This is a genomic window from Guptibacillus algicola (assembly GCF_020171805.1).
Lineage (GTDB): Bacteria > Bacillota > Bacilli > Bacillales > Guptibacillaceae > Guptibacillus > Guptibacillus algicola.
Genome location: NZ_JAIVAF010000003.1, coordinates 57171 through 78495 on the forward strand (window position 1 = coordinate 57171; position 21325 = coordinate 78495).

The 21325-nt window shown below is 43.8% G+C and carries 16 protein-coding genes; 13 read left to right on the forward strand and 3 right to left on the reverse strand.

The window, feature by feature from the left end:
- The first annotated feature begins 72 nt into the window (after nucleotides 1-72).
- The 5 genes from LCM09_RS07775 (at nucleotide 73) to LCM09_RS07795 (ending at nucleotide 1900) form a co-directional block, all read left to right on the forward strand.
- Nucleotides 73-615, forward strand: a complete 543-nt coding sequence (locus LCM09_RS07775) for a kinase (protein WP_224882867.1) — start codon at nucleotides 73-75, stop codon at nucleotides 613-615.
- A gap of 141 nt (nucleotides 616-756) precedes the next feature.
- Nucleotides 757-1023, forward strand: coding sequence for a hypothetical protein (locus LCM09_RS07780; protein WP_224880354.1), 267 nt, complete (start codon nucleotides 757-759; stop codon nucleotides 1021-1023).
- 191 nt (nucleotides 1024-1214) lie between these two features.
- Nucleotides 1215-1433: a DUF1659 domain-containing protein gene (locus LCM09_RS07785; RefSeq protein WP_224880356.1), complete on the forward strand. Its 219-nt coding sequence runs from the start codon at nucleotides 1215-1217 to the stop codon at nucleotides 1431-1433.
- Nucleotides 1434-1470: 37 nt separating this feature from the next.
- Nucleotides 1471-1689 (forward strand): DUF2922 domain-containing protein, encoded by a 219-nt coding sequence (locus tag LCM09_RS07790; protein ID WP_224880358.1) that lies wholly within the window; start codon nucleotides 1471-1473, stop codon nucleotides 1687-1689.
- A 61-nt stretch (nucleotides 1690-1750) separates the two neighbouring features.
- A complete protein-coding gene (locus tag LCM09_RS07795) occupies nucleotides 1751-1900 on the forward strand; it encodes a YvrJ family protein (protein ID WP_224880360.1) in 150 nt (49 codons plus the stop codon).
- Between the two features lie 900 nt (nucleotides 1901-2800).
- Here the strand turns inward: LCM09_RS07795 and LCM09_RS07800 are convergent.
- Nucleotides 2801-2983 (reverse strand): hypothetical protein, encoded by a 183-nt coding sequence (locus tag LCM09_RS07800; protein WP_224880362.1) that lies wholly within the window; start codon nucleotides 2981-2983, stop codon nucleotides 2801-2803.
- 130 nt (nucleotides 2984-3113) lie between these two features.
- A complete protein-coding gene (locus LCM09_RS07805; RefSeq protein ID WP_224880364.1) occupies nucleotides 3114-4799 on the reverse strand; it encodes a M20/M25/M40 family metallo-hydrolase in 1686 nt (561 codons plus the stop codon).
- 188 nt (nucleotides 4800-4987) lie between these two features.
- On the opposite strand from LCM09_RS07805, the gene LCM09_RS07810 reads away from it, so the two are divergent.
- The 8 genes from LCM09_RS07810 (at nucleotide 4988) to LCM09_RS07845 (ending at nucleotide 19745) form a co-directional block, all read left to right on the forward strand.
- The gene (locus LCM09_RS07810) at nucleotides 4988-5665 is read left to right on the forward strand and encodes a GntR family transcriptional regulator (RefSeq protein ID WP_224880366.1); all 678 of its coding nucleotides are present in this window, start codon (nucleotides 4988-4990) and stop codon (nucleotides 5663-5665) included.
- A gap of 12 nt (nucleotides 5666-5677) precedes the next feature.
- Nucleotides 5678-6124, forward strand: a complete 447-nt coding sequence (locus LCM09_RS07815; RefSeq protein WP_224880367.1) for a GNAT family N-acetyltransferase — start codon at nucleotides 5678-5680, stop codon at nucleotides 6122-6124.
- Nucleotides 6125-6156: 32 nt separating this feature from the next.
- Nucleotides 6157-6396, forward strand: coding sequence for a hypothetical protein (locus LCM09_RS07820; RefSeq protein WP_224880369.1), 240 nt, complete (start codon nucleotides 6157-6159; stop codon nucleotides 6394-6396).
- Between the two features lie 63 nt (nucleotides 6397-6459).
- A complete protein-coding gene (locus LCM09_RS07825) occupies nucleotides 6460-6633 on the forward strand; it encodes a hypothetical protein (RefSeq protein ID WP_224880371.1) in 174 nt (57 codons plus the stop codon).
- Between the two features lie 23 nt (nucleotides 6634-6656).
- Nucleotides 6657-7553 carry a DUF4097 family beta strand repeat-containing protein gene (locus LCM09_RS07830; protein ID WP_224880373.1) on the forward strand — a complete coding sequence of 299 codons (897 nt, stop codon included), beginning with the start codon at nucleotides 6657-6659 and terminating at the stop codon, nucleotides 7551-7553.
- 111 nt (nucleotides 7554-7664) lie between these two features.
- Entirely contained in the window at nucleotides 7665-8069 is a 405-nt protein-coding gene (locus tag LCM09_RS07835; RefSeq protein ID WP_224880375.1) for a VOC family protein, read from the forward strand.
- A gap of 205 nt (nucleotides 8070-8274) precedes the next feature.
- On the forward strand, nucleotides 8275-18561 hold the full coding sequence (locus LCM09_RS07840; protein WP_224880377.1) for a carboxypeptidase regulatory-like domain-containing protein: 10287 nt from the start codon (nucleotides 8275-8277) through the stop codon (nucleotides 18559-18561).
- 191 nt (nucleotides 18562-18752) lie between these two features.
- Nucleotides 18753-19745: an aminoglycoside phosphotransferase family protein gene (locus LCM09_RS07845; RefSeq protein ID WP_224880379.1), complete on the forward strand. Its 993-nt coding sequence runs from the start codon at nucleotides 18753-18755 to the stop codon at nucleotides 19743-19745.
- Nucleotides 19746-19811: 66 nt separating this feature from the next.
- On the opposite strand, the gene LCM09_RS07850 is transcribed toward LCM09_RS07845, so the two are convergent.
- Nucleotides 19812-21281 (reverse strand): FAD-dependent oxidoreductase, encoded by a 1470-nt coding sequence (locus LCM09_RS07850; protein ID WP_224880382.1) that lies wholly within the window; start codon nucleotides 21279-21281, stop codon nucleotides 19812-19814.
- Nucleotides 21282-21325: the final 44 nt, after the last annotated feature.

Below are 21325 nucleotides of genomic sequence, written 5' to 3' on the forward strand. Positions count from 1 at the left end.
AATTTACCTTAAGTATATGCAGGAGGGATTTCATTGGATTGGATAGTAGGTAACCATTTTTGTTGGATAATAATGTTACTATTAAGTAGGACAAGTAACAGAACGAACGGAGTGAGACCCATATCCAAACTAATCATCTTACGAGGCAATTCTGCTAGTGGAAAATCAACGATTGCGAAGGCGCTTCAAACCTATTATGGAGATGGCACGCTATTAGTCTCTCAAGATACCGTGCGCCGCGATATGTTAAAGGTTCGAGATCGAGAAGGGAACCTTTCGCATGATTTGATCCGTCAAATCACTGAATATGGAAAAGGGAAATGTGACGTTGTTATTTTAGAAGGCATTTTGAATAATAACCGGTATGGAGAGATGCTGACCGACTTAATAAAGTTCTATGATGGAAAAGCATACGTCTATTATTTTGATCTAACTTTTGAAGAAACGTTTAAACGGCATAACATGCGCTCGAAGAAGAATGAGTTCGGGAAAGAGGCGTTGAAGTCATGGTGGAGTGAGAGTGATTACCTCGGTATAGATGGAGAAGTGATGGTTACCGATGAAATGAGTGAAGAAAATATCTTAAAGTTGGTAGTGGAGCAAGTACAGGTGTGAATCTGTAAAAAAGAAATTCATGCCATCTTTTGTGCTTTCGGAAGCATTAGATAAATGACAGGCACTTCGTTCGAAACTTTCTAATAAGCAAAGTCGTATATACGGTAAGTTATGGAATGAAGGTTTGAGGGAGTGACGTTTATGTTGTCAGTTATCATGTCGATCGTACTTATGGTATTTCTTATCGTTTCTATATTCATCGTTATTAAGAAAAGGAAAAAGGCGGGTCAAACTGGATTGAAAAGTGCACTAACACCAATCTGTTTTTTCGCAATTTCGATTATCAATTTGTTTGGTATTTGGTTTCATTCCCTTGGAGTGGTCATTTGGTCACTTAATGTTGTTCTCTTAATTATGGGCGCATACTTTACGAAGTACTCACTTGTCGCTGAGAAGCACAACTCGTGATCTACATGTAGAATTAATAGCAGAGGATGTCTTGAGAAATTTCTCAAGGCATCCTCTTTTTTGTGTGTTCGACACGATTCGGGGAGTGACAGGCACCGCTCAGGCACCGCTCAAAAATTTATTTTTTGGAGATGCCCCTTTTTGCGTTTTTGATTCGATATATAGGGTGAAAGCGAAAGGAGGTGGCAAACATGGCAACAGCTACTCTTAACAACACGCAGCTTCGTATGGTGCTCGATGTTGGAGTTGATGCGAAAGGTAAGACGATCTTTCGTAACAAGAACTTCAACAACATCAAAGTAGAAGCATCGACTGACGCACTATTCACAGTCGCTGCAGCGCTAGCTCCACTTCAACAGCATTCAATGTTCGCAGTTGAGCGTAATGATTCTTCTGATCTACTTGGCTAGTAACTAGTCAAAATAATGATGAAAGGAGGTACCCGACATGGCAAAAACCCTTGAACTTCAATTTCTAAATGACGACAACAAGCCGTTCTCGATCACACTTAGCGATCCGGTTGAACCAGTTGATCCAGCAGCAATTTCTGCTGCGATGGACACGTTGCTTGCACAGAACATTTTCACAACAAGTGGTGGTGATCTAGTATCCAAAAGAGGTGCTAGAATCGTAGAGCGCAACACGAGCGACATCGTCATCATTTAATAGAAGAAAGAGAGGGCTGATAGCTCTCTCTTTTTCCAGTATCCAATTAGGAGGGAATACCATGGAGTCTTGGATGTCACTCATCAGCGACGTCGGCTTTCCGATCGTTGTGACGCTCTATTTGCTTCACCGGATCGAACAGAAGCTCGACACGCTAAACGACACGATCCTACAGCTGCCAGAGAACATTTCTTTGCGTCATGATCAGTAAAAAGGAGGAAGGTGAGGATACCCTCACCCCCTCTAACTTTCTACATACATAGTGTACTGCCAACAACTTCATAGTGAACAGAACCTCGGCCAATTCAGAAAAATTGAATGTTACGAGGCGTCTTTCGTAATGTCTTTTTTCCGAAAGCTGTTCAGAACGTGGAATCCCTAGTAACACGTTCAGAAACTAAAATTGACAGGTTAGCTGAAGCCGATGAAGTAAATTTAGCGTTCCCGCAAAACACACAGTTCCCGATTTCTGTGGCGGGAGACTATGGCGTGAACAGCCCTAATGGTTCGGTAAGGTAACCAGTCGTACTACGGTGCGGGTAGCAGAGAGCAGAATACGCACATGGGACTGGTTTCATGTGTAGAAAGCTCTTTGTTGAAGAAATTCAAGCGTTCAAATCGGGTGATACGGTGGCACCCTCAGGCAAACTCAGTACCATTCAGGACGTCTGCTTTTTCTACAGCACTGCTTTTGGTGCTGTAGAAAAGGTAGTCTTTCTTTGTCCAATGTTTCCTTATCAAATCTAGTTCATTCAGGGGATTCAACGGCTTAAAGTCAACTAGGAATCGAATGTTTTACGTGAAAGATAGTGTTAACAGGTAGGTTGGAAAGTGATCGGTGATAAGCTGGAGGAGAGTAGAGTGAGAGAATGAGGTTGGATGGTACAAGTAATAGGTGAAAAAGAGAACAAGTAACAGATGTGTTTGTAGAGGAAAAGAAATTCAGGTTCGATTAAAAGTAAGAGAAATGAAAAATGATAAGAAGCTGAAGGGGAAATGAAAGGTAGTTGTGAGCTTACGAGAGGGCAGAGGGAGAAAGATAAACGAGAGTTAAAGGTGTAAAGGAGCATAGAAGCCGTTTACACCTTGGTGTACTGATCAACACGCCATATCAAAAATGGCTCTCTCGTTTTTTAGAAAAGTAATTATAAAGCATATAACCGACTACTGCCGTTGCCCCGATTGCTTTGAAAAAAAAGTAGCCGATATCTCCTGTTATAATGTCATGCACGGCGAAACCTATGAAGATAAATCCAGCAATAATGATGAACGCTACCTTCCCTTTTTTGCTCATGTAGACACCCTCTCATCCTTTTCTTTCCATTACCCGCTCCTGGTATAAAAAAACAATTTTATGTAAGGAAATGTAAAGAGGCAAAAGAGCTCTTACCTCCTTTGCCTCTTTTAAACTAGTAAGTTCTAGTCTACTCCACTACTAATTCCTTCCCATGCAGTTCATTCGATTGATCGAGCAACATCTTGGTTGTATCGCGAATGAGTGTAGGCAAGACATCGAATGAATAAGGTTTATACACACGCTCAGTCCACTTGTGCCCATCCTTTCCATACACACCCATGTTCACAGAAGGAACGTTCAATTCCCGAATGTCTTTGATCTGAATTGGATAGGTTTCGGAAAGCGCAGGGAAGTTCTTCACGAGAGTATCGATTTCATCGTCACTTTCATGAAGCGATAAGAAGCTTCCATCAGCAAGGTAAGGGAAGAACTTCTTCACTGTGAACGTTTCACCTGTGCGTTTCGCTGTTTCTTCAAGATTTCGTTCCACAACTTCTAACAATAATTGATCACGCTCACTGTCACCCAAATAGTTATGAGGAAGGTAAGGTGGGCCGTAGAAGATAATTACTCTTGGTTTCTTGTCTGGGTCTAATTGCTGGAGAGCTTCTACGATTTTGAAACAGATCATGCGCGACTCGAGCCCTCTGTTTCTCTCGATTACCTGAGCTGTCACCGTTTCAACGTCTGCGCCTTTTTCTTTTAACTCATCGATAAATGATTCTAAGCTCGTTACTTCTATATGCCAGGAGAGGTTTCGAGTTGGTAGTCCCGTTCGCTTAATGAATTCTTGATAGTTCGCTGAAAGCGAATTCTCAACCTCGAGGCAAGACTCCACAGTGAGCGCCTCAAGCTTCCTCATCACATCTTTCGCCGTCGCTTCATAAATAAAATAGTTAAAATACAAATAGCTGCTCTTTGCAGTCTGAACGTTGTATGTCTCTTTTGTGTCTTTCTGATACAAGCATGATGGAGGGAGAATGAGTTCACCCTCGATATTCTCCGTTAAGTTGATGTTGTTATTGATTCTTCGATTGATTTCAGCTGAGATCAATGTGGAGTCGATTCCAGACAACGTGTCCCCAACATGCGTTTCTCTCCCATAAATATAGAAACTAGGTAAAAGCTTTCCTGCAGAACCAGTATATATATAGCGCTCACGATCGCCATCATACTGAGGCGTGATAAAGTCTGCATTGATCGCACATACGAAGTTCAATCCTTGCTCTTTCTTTAACGTGTTTAATTCAGAAATAGCGGACGTAATCCCTTTATGCTGACTTTCTTCATCAGGGTTTCCCATATAGAGAATGTTTCCTGAAAGCTCTTTAGGGTTCATTGAGAAATGAAGGAGGTTCACGAGATGAACAGCAACGCCGCTCTGCATGTCGAGTGCCCCTCGTCCGAACAGCCACTCACCGGACTTCGCATCTCTCTGTACATCTTGATCGAATTCGTAGCCCTTGAAGAACGTTTCTAATTTATCAGGGTTTAGGGCATCTTTTTGTAAGCTACCGTAGTCATCGGTTCCAACCGTGTCGAGGTGGCCATGGTAGATGATCGTGTTCGTTGTAGGCTTTGGACTTTTCAGTAGTGCGAAGATATTCTTTCTTCCGAGCTTTTGATCGACAACTTGCTCCCAAACAAGGTGAGGGTGCTTTTGAAAATATGGAAAGGAAAGGATTGTTCTCTTTATAAAATCAGCCACAGCAGCTTCTCCTGATGTGCCGTTGATGCTTTCGATTTCAACTAATGCGCGAGTAAGCATTTCTACTTGCTCTGATATCGTTCTCTCGATTAATTTGTGATACATGAGCGTTGCGCCCCCTTGCCTTATAAAATAATGTAGTTCAAAATTGTACTACAATTATATTGTAAGCCCTTTCCTTTCATTTGAATAGCCTATAATTTCTAGTTCATTCTTGAAGGGTATTGGAATAGGGGCTTGGGTCGATTATGCTAGAAGGTAAGATTGTATTTTTTTAGTAGAGGGGATCGAAGATGAAAACGAAGAAGTCTGCTGAACAGATGATTATCGATAAGTTAAAACAGGCGATTTTACGCAGGGAGCTTGCGCCTGGGACTAAGCTAGTGGAAGCGACCATATCTGAAAAGTTGAATGTAAGCAGGACCCCAATACGAAATGCGTTTAGAAAACTAGTAGAAGAAGGATACGTAACGCTCGTTCAAAATAAAGGAGCGTACGTTGTCCAGCCAGATATAAAGGAAATCATCCAGGCTTTCGAGCTACGGATCGAGCTCGAATGTATCGCTGTAAAGTTCGGTCTAGATAAGGTCACTCATCAAGATATCTTGAAATTAGAAGATACGCTTGAAGAAGAGATCGCTGTTTACAAAAAAGAAGATATTCCTCAGTACATAGCGCTCAACAAACGATTTCACATGCTTCTTGCAGACAGAAGCGGTAATAAATACATCAGTGAATTTTTACAAAAAGTAATCGAGCAAATCGATATGTACTTAAGAATTTATGATGTTGTCGATACGAAGAGTGAAGAGAAGAACAAAAGTCTTGAAGAGCATCGGAAGATCATCGATGCGATCAGGAGTGAAAACGTCGAAGAGGTGCAATCCGCCATCCGGCGCCACCTTCAGAGTACGCTCGAAACGTTGAAAAAAACGGCAGAGGGCTATAAATCACTCGATGACATGTTGTAGAGGAGGAAAGAGATGACGTATCAGTTTGTTCCAATGACATTAGAGTACGCACGTGAAATTGATGAATGGCATTACGATGGACGTTTTGACGATCTATTCATGACGCCTTATTTCACTTCCTATGAGAAAGATGGTGTTTTTGTAGGACCTGGTGGCTGCGAAGGATTTGTGGCTCTTTCGGAAGACAAAATCGCTGGGTTGTTTGAGTTCACAATCAAAGGAAATGCCATGGAAATCGGACTTGCACTCGAACCTAGTCTAGTAGGAAAAGGACTCGCCGTCGATTATGTGAACGAGGGGATTCAGTTCGGCTTAGATTACTATGACACGCATTTTGACGAGGTCAGACTTGAAGTGGAGAAAACGAATAAACCCGCTATTCGCGTTTACGAAAAGGCAGGATTCAAAAGGGTTAACGAAACCGATGAAGAAATTAAAATGATAAGAGAGTTGGTTTAACAAGAGTTTAATGGGAAGGTGCGTTTTATCAGTTGAGTAAGCAGAAAGATTCGAAGAACTTCTATGTCTCAATAATGGTTGGGTTTCTTATTCTGATTACGCTCGATAGGTTTGTGATCGATGGGAAGTGGTTTGACTACCTCTATTATTTCTTCATGCTATCAGTGATTACTCTGTTAGTCGTGATTCATTTCAAACAGAAAAAATGGGTGTATGGGAGTATCTTCAGCCTCTTATTATTCTGGTATTTATATGGATTTCAGTTTATGTGATGAAGACGGGAATACGTAAGTAGCAATACTATTTAAATAAAGCATTATGAAAGGATATGGAAGATGGGAAATCGATTAAAGTTATGGGCAGGTGCCGTCATCATGGCCCTGATTGCGTTTTTTATCACGAAGCTCTTTTGGAGTGAGGTGCCGACAGCGTTTCTACTCGTCTATTTACTCATTGGGTATTTGGTGATTTTCTTTCTAACGCTGATCGTACAAAGTAAGAAAACGTAAGTTAAATAGAGGGAGGTGGGTTCGTGAAACTGATTATTGGATTAACGCTAGCCTTACTTCTTATCATAGCAGGTTATGTCTATTTCAATGAAGTGAAGGCAGAACAAGTGTCGTTACAAGTAGAAGAAGAGGTTATGGTTGAGGGAATGGAGACGCTCGATGTAAGAGCGACTTCTGCAGACGTGATCTTCGCTTCGATTCCATCAGACAAGCTTTCAGTAAAGTTGGTTGGAAACGTAAATAAAGACAATAAGAAAAACCACCAAATTGAAGTGACGGAGCAAGGTGAAACGCTTAACGTCACGTACATACCGAAAAAGAAAAATGAATTCGGCTTTAATTTTGTTAGTAGTAATGTGAGAGTACTTGTTAGTTTGCCAGAGAAATCTTTTGATACGTTTACCGTTCGCACAACGTCAGGTGATATTGAGGGTGAAGCAACCGCTACAGATAATCTATCACTTGAGTCAACGTCAGGGTCGCAACATGTGAAAGGATTGGCATCAAACGAAGAGGTAGCATTAACGTCCACTAGTGGGAATATCACACTTAGTCAGAGCGAGGTGAAGGACCTCTCGATTGAAACGACGAGTGGGAATATCGAGATGGAAGACCTTGTTGCTGCATCGGCTGAAGTCAATTCAACATCAGGGAACGTCTCGCTTGAAACAAAAGATGTGAGTAAGGAATTCGAGATAACGACGACGAGTGGTAATGTAGAGACAATCTACAAGAAGAACCCTAGTAATCTTCGAATCTTGTTTGAAGGAAATTCAGGAGAAGCAGACATTAACCTGGAAGAGATGCTCTATAGAGTGAAAGAAGAAAATGAGCTGGACGGGGAGATTGGAGCAGCAACGAATACACTAGCAGTCGAAACAACATCAGGTGATTTGAAAGTTGAGTATGAGAGCGAATGACTGCCTGGTACTCCCATATCAAATGTCGAACAATATTTTTTGAGCAATAAAGGGATAAGAATTCATTTATAGAATTGTGTGGTGAAGAAAACTAGTAGATGAGGTGATAAGATGGCGTTTCAAGCAAATCAAGTGTATATCAACATACCAGTCAAAGATGTCGATCAGTCTGTTTCTTTCTTCAGTGAGCTAGGTTTTGAATTTAACGCTGAATACACAGATAAAAATGCTGCGTGTTTAATTATTAATGATCGTACGTTCGTGATGCTATTGGTTGAAGAATACTTTAAGTCCTTTACAAAGAAAGCTATTGTGAATGCAAAGGAAAGTACGGAATCGATCTTAGCTATAGCTGTCAATAATAAAGACGAGGTCGATTCACTTGTGAAGAAAGCACTGGACTATGGTGGCGAAGCTCCTTCTGATCCTGTCGATCATGGATTTATGTATGCAGCGAGCTTTCAAGATCTTGATGGTCACCTTTGGGAAGTCATGTCGATGGAGAACAAGGTTTAAGGGCTGTACGTAATTAAATGATGTAAATATGAAAGCTCTTCCAAACTGGAAGAGCTTCTTTATATTGGAAAAAATCAAGTCATGGAATCTTATTTCACTCATATCGTTAATACGTAGAAGTTTAACTTTTTCTAAAATTTCACTTCCGTATTGGGCGTTTCTGCGTATAGTGAATGGAATGATTTAACACATTGGAGGTGTTCAAGTGTCATTTCCTAATAACAATCAGTTTACGCCAATCCTGGTCGGAGGGAAGGTGTATGAAGATGTAGTAAAAGATATTAATCCTTCTCGGACGGATATTGTAGGGGATGAGAATTTTCCTTCGTTCTATTACGCCTATGATACGATTAACGTTTATTTTCGTATGCGTGTCAGAGCAGACCCTCGTAACCGAGCTAAGACATCCTTTCAAAGGAATGCGTGGGGAGTGCTGCTTAATACAACAGGTGTAGCTGGAACATACGACTGGATGCTAGCGATTAATGGTTTAAAGAATCGCGTGAATTTAATTCAAAACGTCGATAAAGAGTTTAACTCCTGGACAGATGCGGCAGAGGGCACAAATGGCAAGGGAGAGCCAAATTTCTCGCGTCAAATCATAAACTTTGACGTGGCTCGTGTCGTTCAGGCGGATAGTACTCTAGGAGATTCTCAGAACTATTTCATTGATTTTCTTTTCCCTGCTTCAACGTTTTTCTCGTATTTGGATATCACGCCGAATGATCCGATTCAGATGGTTGCATTTACAGCGACGAACAACAACAACTACAACAAAGATTCTCTTAGAAGATCTGAAGACTATGAGTTTAAGGATGCGCTTTCTGATCCTACGACAGTAAATACTGGGAACGTGAAGGCAAACTTACAAATCTCCAAAACGATGCTAACAGGTCCTACTGATCCTATGGCAGGTCAGAACTATGAGTGGACTGGAAGAATCACGCTCACAAATATTGGGAAAAGTCAGGCGACGATTCTTAATGTAGTCGATGTCGTCGCATTGGACGTTGTCTCTGTCTTTGAAGCGACTTCCGTTTCGCAAGGATCTACCGCTTATAACGAGGGGAACAAAACACTCACATGGACGGTTGGAGACCTTGAAGCTGGAGAAAGCGCAACCTTAGATTTTATAGAGAACGGTTTGTTCTATACTTCAGGAGACCAAGTCTTAAACGCCGCGACAGGAATTGGGTTCGATTTGTTCACTGGAGGACAGCTTGTTCCTGTTAGGTCAGCAGTGACAGTCGATGTTCAGGCTACTGGTGGTGTAGCAGGTAACGTCCTCAATCAAGTGAACGGACTCCCTGAAGAAAATGTGACGGTTCGCCTGATGGATGGTGCTACAGAAGTCGCCACGACACAAACGGACGCTTTTGGAGATTACAATTTCACAGGGGTCACTCCAGATACGTACACGGTTGAATTTTCAAAGGCAGACTTTACTGATGTGACCCGAATTGTTGAGATCACGGCAGATAATGTCACAATCGTAAATCTCTATATTGCGCCTGCATTAGGAAATTTAGCCGGAACGGTTACTTCTGGTGGTTCTCCAATAGATGGAGCGAAAGTAGCCGTTTCCAATAACATCGGTCAAGAAATTCTTGCGACGACAACCGATGCAGCTGGTGAGTACACGATTAATAATGTACAGCCGGGTCACTATGTCTTGACGGTTACTGCTGATGGCTATCAGTCTCAGTCGATTGGAAAAGACGTGAATTCGAACGATACATCTGTCGAGAACTTTTCGCTTGCTCCAAACCCTGGAACGGTTGAAGGAACGGTTACAAGTGGTGGTTCTCCAATAGAAAATGCAACTGTTGACGTGATCGGTTCGACAGGGCTTGTGGTAGCTTCAGCAATTACAGACGCAGCAGGGAAGTGCGTGATCAACCGATTAGCACCAGGCTCTTATCGTTTCAGGGCAAAAGCAAATTCCTATCAGACCTTTAACGTAGGTTTCTCGGTTCTAGCCGGTCAAACTGCTGATGTAGATGTCAATCTCCTCCCTAACCCAGGTTCAGTTGAAGGTCGCGTGAAAGACGAAGACGATGAAGATGATCTAGAAGGCTGTAATATTAAAATAACCAATTCCTTTGGGTTAACAATTGCAAACGCCATCACCGATGCGAATGGTCGTTTTAACGTTGGATCTCTTGCACCTGGAAATTATGTCTGTACGTTTGCTTCAAATGGACACGGCTCAAAGAACTTTGGATTTTATGTGCGACCTGATCTATCTACAGTTCTAGATTGTTTCCTTAGGAGACTAACAGGAGTGCTTGAAGGAACTGTAGAATCTGACGGTAGTCCTGTAAGTGGAGCTAAAATCGATGTTGTTTCTAACAACGTCGTCGTTGCAAAAACGGTCGCAAACGATGATGGAACATATAAGATTAGGGGCTTATCTCCAGGAAGATACACATGTATTTTCACAGCGGATGGTTATTCAACCACCACCTTAGGAGCACTTATTCGAAATAACCGAACATTCGAATTGAATGCCGAGGTGAAACAGATCTTTGGTTCTGTAACCGGTAGGGTTACGACTGATGGAGGTGATCCGTTAGTTGGTGCGGTACTTCTCGTGAACAATTCGGATTCTGATGTGCTCGTTTCCAGAAGAGTGACAGATTCGAATGGGGAGTATACGGTCAATGAACTCAAGCCAGGTAGTTACTCCATCACGGCGTCATTCACGAATTACCAATCCTTATTAGGTGGAGCGATTGTCACATCAGGAAATGTGTCAGAGCTAGATTTCTCACTTACTGCAGATCCTTCAACAATCGTAGGAACGATTATTAACGAAGAGACGGGAGAACCGATTAAGGGAGAATCGATTCAGATGCAGCTGATCGATTCGAATGGCGTTCTCCTAGCAACGACGTTCTGCACGAATGAAGGTGAATTTACATTTGAAAATGTGCTTGTTAACACGTACACGGTCAACGCCAATACGGATGCATACCGAAGCTTATACGCAAGTGTGAAAACAGAGCCAGGTCAAGTGACGACGACGAGAGTAGGCCTTGTCCCATTACCAGGGTTTATTACCGGTACGTTAAGAGACGCAGATACATCGGTTCCGATTGCGGGAGCAACAATCAACATTAGTAATGCGCTAGGGTTCCAGGTCGATTCGTTGATTACGAGTACAGATGGTGAGTTCCTAACAGTTGGGCTTCCTGCAGGAATCTACACGATGGCTGTAGTCGCGGAAGGATATGAAACGAACCTGATCGGAGAAATCGTTCCGTGGGGCTTTACGAAAAGCATCGATATCGAGTTAAAAGCGAATCCTGGTTCGATTAGTGGCATCGTCACACCTCCAGCTGAAAATTTAATCGTTCAACTTTACTCGTTGGATAACCAGTTGGTGAACGCAACTGCGGCTGATCCGACAGGTGCTTATCAATTCGAAAATTTAGCACCTGGAAACTATATTTTAAAAGCCGCAGCTCCGAATTATTCGGTTGCGTGTACAGGTGCATCCGTAAAGTCGAATATCGTATCAAATATACCTTTGACGATAAAACCGAATCCTGGTTCAATCAGTGGAAACATCGTAAATGACCTTGGAGAAACATTATCGAACGTCACGATTTCTCTACTTGATGTAAACGAGACACCGATCGCTTACGGAAATACGGACGTCGATGGGAACTACTTTATCAGTAATGTTCCTCCTGGTAGCTATGCACTTATTGCCAAACTGATGATGCATACGACAACAACGGGTACAGTGGCGGTTGAAGCGGGTCAAGAGGTTCAAGATATTGACTTCGTTATGGCTAGATTGTTAGGAACCATTTCTGGTGGGGTATCAGATTTTCAAACAGGCGAGGTTATTACTGGAGCTTCCGTTCTACTTAGAAATAGTCTCGGTATTCTTATCAAATACACGACGAGTGACCAGTTCGGTAAGTTTCTGTATCGAAATGTTGGACCTGACTCTTATACAGTTACATGCTCAGCTCCAAATTATTCTACTGAAATCACAGGAGTCATCGTACCTGCTGGAGAAACGTCTGGAGCGAATGTAAGGCTGAAAACAACGGTTGGTGACATTGAAGGTCAGGTTGTTGATGAAACCGGCGATCCGATCAGTGGAGATAACATTCAACTGAAGTTACTCGGGGCAAATAAAGAATTACTTCAAGCCTTTTTAGCGAATCCAGACGGTTCTTTTGTCGTTCCGAGCTTGTCTGAAGGAACGTATTTCGTTACGGCTACACTCGAAGGGTATACCGCAAATCTTGTATCTTCAATCATTACAGCAGGCGAAGTTAACAATGTGGTCATTCAACTGTCTCCGATTCTCGCCACTGTAAGCGGAACGGTTCTTGATGCGAATACAGGAAGTCCGATTACGGGAACAGCTGTATTCTTATCGTTAACCAGAAGTACTGGGGTGTTTGTGTCGAGTCTCTATCCGAGTGAAAACGGTGTGTTTACATTTGATTCTGTACTGCCGGGCTCGTATTTATTAAATGTGAATGCAGAAGGTTATGGGAACGAAGTGCTCACAGTTACGGTGCCGCTTGATGGGATTGAAGTTGATATTTCCCTTAAACAGAATCCAGGTGCAGTAACGGGGTACGTAACGAATCAACTCTCAAGTGAACCATTAAATAATGCAGTCGTTACAGTCAGTAATTTTGGGAAAACGTTAGAGAGTAAAGTTGTAACAGATAGCTTCGGTCAATTTACGTTTCCGAACTTATCACCAGGTTCTTACCGTGCAATTGTGTCTGCAGAAGAGTTCTCAAGTCAAAGTGCTACGTTTGAAGTCTTGCCAGATCAAACCACTTCTCTAAGTTTCATATTAACGCCTGAGCCAGGTGACTTGATCGGGACTGTCACAGAAGTTGAAACGGGAAATCCTATCCCTGGTGTTAACATCCAAGTGCGTTATTTAACACCGACTGGGCCTGTGTATGCAACGACATTGACCGATGAAAACGGAATTTACCGTACGGAAGGTTTGTTCGCAGGAACATACACGATCATTGCTTTCGCTGAAAGTGGCTATGGATCATCGAGTGCTTCTGTCAAAGTTCCTGCAAATGGCTCACGTACCGTGGACTTCGAACTTGAGCCGTTTCCTGCTATTGCAGAAGGGACGATTCGAGATGAAACGACTGGTGAACCAGTCGCGAATGTATTTGTACGATTATTAGATATACACGGAAGTTCCATTCAAACGGTGAACTCAGATCGAAACGGGTTCTATCGTTTTACAAACTTTACAGCGAGTCAGTACCTTATTTCAGCGATTTCTCCTAATTACCAGCGCGTGCAAGTATCGATCAATCCGAAGCCTGGCGAAACGGTGGTCAGTGATATCTTCTTCACACCTGAACCTGGTGCGATTTCGGGTATCATTCTCGATGCAGAAACTGAATCTCCACTAGTAGGGGCACAGGTAGAAGTGTATTCACCTGGATCAACTGTTCCAGTAGCACGTCGGACGGCAGGAGCAAGCGGTGACTTCTTAATCACAGGGGTGTTCCCAGGTTCGTTCACGATCAATGCATACACGCTTAATTATAGTCAAGAAATTAAAGGGATCGTCGTTGATGCAAACGCTACGACGGAGTTAGAATTCCGCCTCGTTCCTGATCCTGTCACGATTTCTGGAACGGTTGTAGACGATAACGGTCAGCCTCTTGCGAACGTCAGCGTTCGAATCATCGATGAATTTGAAGCCGAAGTTGGGAATGGGATTTCGGATATTGATGGGAACTTCTCGGTAGGGAGTTTGCCGAGTGGAGCCTTTACGATTATTGCCGGGATCGATGATTATGCAGAATTTACAACAGGTGTTTCGGTACTTCCGGGAGATGAGTACAGTGATCTTAATGTCGTCATGATTCCTCTTGGTGGCACGTTTACTGGGAGAGTTGTGAATGCAGCAACAAGTGAAGCCATCCCTGGTGTGTTGATTTCCGTTAGTACACCTGAGGGCGTTCCGATCATTTCGACGAACTCTGAAACGAACGGTGAATTTGTATCGCCGCTGTTATCACCTGGCATGTATACCGTCATCGCGAGCTCACCTTATTTTGTTCAAGATCAGACTGGGGTTATTGTCGTATCGAATCAAACGTCGGAAGTACTCTTCTCATTAGAAGAAGTTGGCGGTACGATCTTTGGAACAGTGTTGGGTATGGACGGTGACCCGATCCTAAATACGTCCATTGCGATCAGAGTGTTAAACGATAATGGCGCATTGTTGCAAACCCTCCAGGCATTATCTGAAGGAACGTTTGAAGTTCTTAACCTTCCTTCAGGATCTTACCGAATTAATGTTATCGCTGATAAGTATCAAGCATCTACCGTCGGTGCAATCGTCGAAAACGGAGAAATATCTGAGTTAACGGTTCCTCTTGTTTTAGCAGGTGGTTCAATTCAAGGAACGATTACAGACACGAGTGGGGCATCGCTTCCGGGTAGTTTTGTTGAGCTAACAGATGTGAATGGCATCTTAGTTGCAACGATTACAAGTGATCAAAACGGAGAGTTTCTCTTCTCCGATATTAAGGTCGGACAGCTAAACGTAAAAGCAACAGCCCCTGACTATGGTGTTTCTTCGATCGGTGTGATCGTTGAACCTGCTGAAATATCAACTGTTCAACTTTCCTTGTCTCAAATTACAGGTACGATAACTGGCGTTGTAACAGATACGGATGGTAATCCGATTAGTAATGCGACGGTTGCTGTAGCTGACGCGACGAACACATCAGTAGCGACAGTTATCACAAATAGTGATGGAACGTATACAATTCCACAGCTTGATCCTAGTGAATATACGATCACAGCTAGTGAAAGTAGTTCTGGAGCAAATGTGGTGTCAGGCACCGTTATACCTGGTGATGAAAGCATTGTGGATATCACGTTGATTCCATTAGGTGCTGTTGTTCAAGGGACGATATTGGATATCGGTGGGGAAGTTGTTGTAGGTGCAACGGTTGAGCTCAGGTCTGTCAGTCCATTCGGTCCTATCGTCAGCACGGTCTTAACGGATAGTGATGGCAACTATGACTTTGGAACAATTTCAAACGGAACGTACACCATCGTTGTGACAGCAACCAATTATGGAAGTGAAAGTGGCTCGGTTCTCATTGAAGCTGGCGTACCAACGATCCAGCAATTTGTACTCACACCAGACCCTTCTAGTGTAGAAGGCGTTGTCACGACGGATGGTGTGGCAGCTCCAAACACTGTCGTTAAACTTTTAGACATTACAGACACGAGTATTTTTGAAGTGCAAACGGATGCGGATGGGCGCTACCTCATTCAAAATATTAACCCAGGCATCTACACACTTTTAGTAAACAATCCAGATTACCAATCTGAAAAGCAAGGGTTTACGATCGGTGCGGGTGAGTCGACTACTGTTAATTTTGATCTCGTACCACAGCCAAGTGAGATTTCTGGTACGGTGATCAATAACCAAACGAATTTCCCAGTTGTCGGGGCAATTGTCCAAATCTTTTTCGGTGATAGCGTGCAACCATCTGAGCGAGCGGTTACGAATGCAGCAGGGGAATATACAGTTACGGGTCTTGCACCTGGTGCGTATACGATCTTAATTACGTCACCAAACTTTGATACGTTCACAGCAGGTGCGACGGTCAGAGCGAACGAAGCAACGACAATCGATGGTTTCCTTACGCCGGATCCTGGCGTCGTCACAGGAACTGTTACGGGGCCAGAGGGGGCTGTTGCCGGGGCTGCTGTCAAAGTTGTCGCGCCGAATGGCAGTGTGATTGGTTCTGGCGTAACGGATGCAAATGGAAATTGTTCCATTGGAAATCTACCAGTAGGAATTTACGTCGTTTCGTGTTCTGCACCACTACACGAAAATGCGAAACAAGGTGTGGATATTGAACCAGGAGAAGTCGTATCCGTTTCCTTTGAACTTGGTTCAGAACCTGGGTCGGTCGATGGCATCGTTACCGATGAAAATGGTAATCCTCAACCAGGAACCGTTGTAAATGTGATATCACCAGATGGTACGATTGTGGATTCCGTTGTAACAGATGAAGAAGGATTCTATACAATCCAAAATCTTGACCCGAAAACGTATCAAGTTATCGCAGATAAACCAGGCCAACCAACTACTTCTGTTGGGGCTATTGTCGAACCAAATGATACGGTAACGACAGACGTTGTAATCCCCCAAACCTTTGGTACTATTACGGGAACAATAACAAATGCAGATGGAGACCCACTCACGAATCGTACGATTTTGATTAACTTGTTCGACCAAAATGATGCGTTCATCACATCTGTTCAAGCTCAAACGAATGGCACGTACACGATTCCTGATGTTAAAGAAGGAACCTATTTCCTTACCGCCATTACGAAAGGATTTAGCCCTGGCCAATTTGCCGTTACAGTAGAAGCTGATGAGGTGAGCACGCTCAATGTTCCTGTAAGCCCACAAAGTGGAGGGCTAACGGTCCTCGTTGTTGACGAAATAACGAGTACCCCAGTGACTGGCGTTGTAACAAGTATCAAAAATGAAACAGGAATCCCGCTCACATCTGCTGTTACAGATCAAGAGGGGAAGGCGGTTGTTGAAGAATTAGACCCTGGCACGGTTATTGTATCTGCTGCTACACCGAATTACACCAACTCATCTCAAGGAGCGATTATCGAACCTGGCGTTACGAAAGAAGCCGTTCTATCGATTTCACCAGAAACAGGAGACTTAGCTGGTGTCATCACAGATCCAAATGGCGATCCAATCGCAGGAGCGACGATTCAAATTCTCGATTCCAAACGCTCAGTTATTACGACGGTGTTAACGCAAAGCGATGGTGTTTATAAAGTCTTCGATCTTGCGTTAGGTATCTACACGATGTTGATCAACAGCCCTGGATATGAGCAGCAATCGCTGAGTGCGGACATAACATCAGGTGAAACGACAGCAACAAGTATGTCCTTGCCGCCTGTTCCAGGAAAAATTACAGGAGTCGTGACAGATTCAGCAACGGGTGCTTTCCTTTCGAGGACCAACGTGGAGTTACGTTTGATCAGTTCCTCTGGTCCAGTCATCGCATCGACACTCACCGATTCACAAGGAAAATATACTTTTGCGGATATTGAAAGTGGTAGCTACACCGTTGTGGCAAGTAGTCGTTTTTATGGTGATGATGCAGATTCGGTAACAGTAGAACCTGGGAATACGACATTTGCTGACTTACAGCTTACCGTAACGGAAGCAAGCGTGGAAGGTCGTGTGACAGGGGATGGTACGGAGCCATTAGCGAATACGCTTGTAAGGATATCAGATCAAAACAAAACGGTTGTGGCAGAAGTTCAGACAGATGCCGATGGGAACTTCCAGTACCAAGGGTTGAATCCAGGTGAGTACAATCTTGCTGTGATCAACCCGGATTATCGAGCGAAAGTTGTCACGTTCCAGGCAGAACCGGATACACCTACCGAAGTGAATAACTCACTCGTGCCGATACCGAGCACGTTTACAGGTATCGTCACTGATGCTGACACAGGGCTTCCCATCGTCGGTGCGATCGTCGAAGTGTTGGATTTGCTCAGCCGTCCGGTAGATGTGGCACTGACGAACATTGAAGGAAGATACACGGTTACTGGGCTAAGTGATGAAACGTACGCGCTTAGAGCGTCAGCACAAGCGTATGGCTCTGAAGGTAGACAGTCAACGCTGTTCGTAAACGATACGAATGTCGAGAATTTTGCGCTTGGAGAGGTTGCAGCTTCTATTTCAGGTACGGTTACCTCAGCACCAACCGGTGATCCGATCAGTGAAGCGAGTCTTAACGTATACGATGACGAAGGTGTTTTAGTAGGAAATGCATTCACTGAGCAAGACGGAACGTATAGGGTTGGAAACCTTAGTGCTGGAACCTACACTGTAGCGGCGGATGCAGTAGACTATTTAGAAGCAAGACGGAATGTCACGTTAGCAACCGGTGAAGATCGAAAAGGGGTCAATTTTGAACTTGCTCGAGGCGAGGATGGCGCAATCGTTGGTCGAGTGTCTGACAACAATACCGGTGTTCCGATCGAGGATGTCCTGATACAATTATACAACGAAGATGGGACTTTGTATCGCCAAGTAAGATCGAACGAGGAAGGTGTTTATTCACTTTCTGGGCTTCCTGTTGGAACGTATGAAATCAGGGCTACGAAAGCAGGATATGAACCTTTCTTTAGCACGGTAAGGGTTATTGCAAATCAAACGGTTGAGTTCGAGATTAGGCTTACTTCAACTACGCCAGTGCCGCCACCAGTTCGTGGCTCGTATTACATTACGACAAGTCGTGGTGAATTCTTACAGTTAGATGGAGGCACTGTTCCAACACTGTTTAGGATGTTAGAAATAAATGAATCAAGGGGATGTGGAACGTTCTCATATGAAAGTGTGAATGGAGACACGAGAATAATCACGCTTGATTTAAGTTCTGTCACCCTCTCACCAGTAAAAGAATAGAAAGGAGCTCGGGGGCTTATGTCCCCGAGCTTTGTTTTTGCTATAGTAAAACTTACATAGTGAATGAAGCGAGGCTTCGATATACGATTTGATTCGTCTTCTAAGACAAAAAGATGTATGCTACAGGATAAGGGAATCTTGCGTGAGCTGTTCGGAAACTGAGTTCATTGCAAGACGAAGGAGGTGAGCGAATGGATGATTTTCTACATAACGTAGAAAAGATGTGCGAAGCATGTGAGGCTGGTAACGTGATCGGTGTGCCTGAACCAATTCATGGCGGCCTTTTGCATCACATGTATGCAGTTGAAACGACAACAGGAAAGTATGCGATCAAAGTATTGAATAAAGAAATTATTAGCAGACCTTCTGCGATGCAAAACTATATCAACTCAGAGCGTATAGCGACTGTGGCCAGGAATCGAATACCTGCTCTACCAGCCATACAAGTGAATGAGTCGTTCATCCAACATTTAGATGGTCATTTCTTTCTTATTTACGAATGGATAGAAGGGAGAAGTCTAAACGCAAAGAACGTCACGTGTGAGCATAGCGGTAAGGTGGGAGCGATTCTTGCTGAGATTCATCGTACTGATTTCTCGATGTTAGGGATTCATTATGAAAGGGTCGAAGTCGAACAAGACACGCATTGGGAGATCTATCTCGAGCATGGAAAAGAAGCACGAGCAGACTGGGTGGCTCTATTAGAGAAAACCATGAAAGACCTTTACGAGTGGAGTGCGATCGCGAATAAAGCAGCAACATTACTTGCACCTGACGTCGTGATTAGTCACCGCGATCTCGATCCGAAGAACGTCTTGTGGCATCAAGGAGAACCGGTCGTGATCGACTGGGAATCAGCAGGTTATATCAACCCGATGCAAGACCTCCTAGAAACGGCGATCTACTGGGCAAAACCTGATGAAGGCACCATCGATAAAGATCGATTCTTTTCTTTTTTTGAAGCGTATAAGGAACGGTGTGGAAAACAGCACGGTGACTGGAAGAAGGTACTCGCAACTGGATTTTCAGGAAAATTAGGATGGCTCGAATACAACCTGAAGCGCTCGTTGAGGCAGGGTCAAGATCAAAAGTTAGGCACAGATCAAGTGTTTCAGACGATAATGGAATTGAAAGAATACAATGAGTCGATTCCGATGTTGGAACAGTGGTTAAGCGAGGATTGAGGCTGCAATAGGAAAATATAAAATGTACAAAAAAGCACGGGAGAAGCTCTCGTGCTTTTCTTATCGTTACCTTTTCCCTGCAATAGACTGATACACATGATACCCGCTTGTTGAAACGCCGATTGTACCTGCGCCAGGAAACACACTATCACCACAAAGCCATAATCCTTCGAGGCCCGTTCTGTGTGAGATGCTATTGAACAAGCTGTATTCATTCGTCTGTGGAAAGCCACCGACCATGCCGTTCGGTCGTTTCGTGAACCGCTCCCATGCACGTGGAGCACCTGTGAGCATCATATCGATGCCGCTTCTTACGTCTGGAATCACGCGCTCAACGCCATTCAGCACTTTCTCGGTTAGGTGCTCTTTGTAGCGATCATACTTTTCCTTTGTATCCCAGTGGTGAAGCTCCGTATGCGTGCTAACGGTGAGCGTGCGATACCCTTTCGGAGCACGGATGTGATCCATTGAGCTAGAAAGAGAGAGAAAGAGGTGATCGCCTTCTGTCATCGTGCCGCCTTCAACTAAAACTTGATTGAATAAAGCGGTGTAGTCTGGAATCACACTCTCATCGATCGCAAGATACAAGGTGAAGGCTCCCCACTGTGAAATCGTGCTTCTTTTTTGAAGCTTGTTCGGCAGTTCTAGTTTAAGAGGTTCTGGGAGGAGTGGCACAAAGCTTTGGACAGGAAGGTTACAAACGAGATGGTCAGCTTTCCAATTCTCACCGCGCTGATCGACTGCGACCCACTTGTTTTTCTCGTTGCGAATGGTTTGAATATGCTTTCGTTTAAACGTTTTGCCGCCATGATCTTCAATATACGCCTGGAGCTTTTCAGCGATTGAGTAGAGGCCGCCTTCTGTGTAGTACGCGCCTTCATGGTAGATATCAAGCGCAAGGGCACCCATGAGCGCGGAACACTCACCGCTCGTTGCCTGCATGCTGTCGATCAATTGGCCATCGATAAAATGGCGAAAATGGTGTGATTCCTCGAGGTCATGTTTCTTTAGAAGATCCCCCATCGTTTTACGTAAATAAGGGAAAAGTTTTGGTGTTCCGATATTGATGGAGAAGAGAAGCTTTCTCCATTCAGACATCGTCACAGGTGGTAGGACAGGGAGAGGTTTAATTAATTTTCGTACCTCGGCGCCCATCTTCCATATTTCTTGATAAAAAGAGACGATGCGCTCCGCATGGTCAGGAAATTGAGACGTACATTCAGCAAGATGACGGTTTCGATCAGCATAATATGGCATAATGGACGACCCGTTGTACACGCGCATGATCTCATCTAATTTCAAAAACGGCACAGAAATGCCGAGCTCTTTAAAAATACGATAATGGATGCCGCCCTCTTCAAACCCCATGCCCATCGTGGCACCGACTGGGAACAGGTAATCCTTCCTGCTGAACTTACCAGCAGAACCGCCCCATTCATTCGACGCTTCAAGCACGGTAACATGATAGCCATCTTTTGAGAGTAACGCCCCGGCAGTTAATCCACCGATACCGCCCCCGATGATAATGATATCCAAAGAAATCCCTCCAAGGTATGCCGAAACTTATATCTTCTATTATA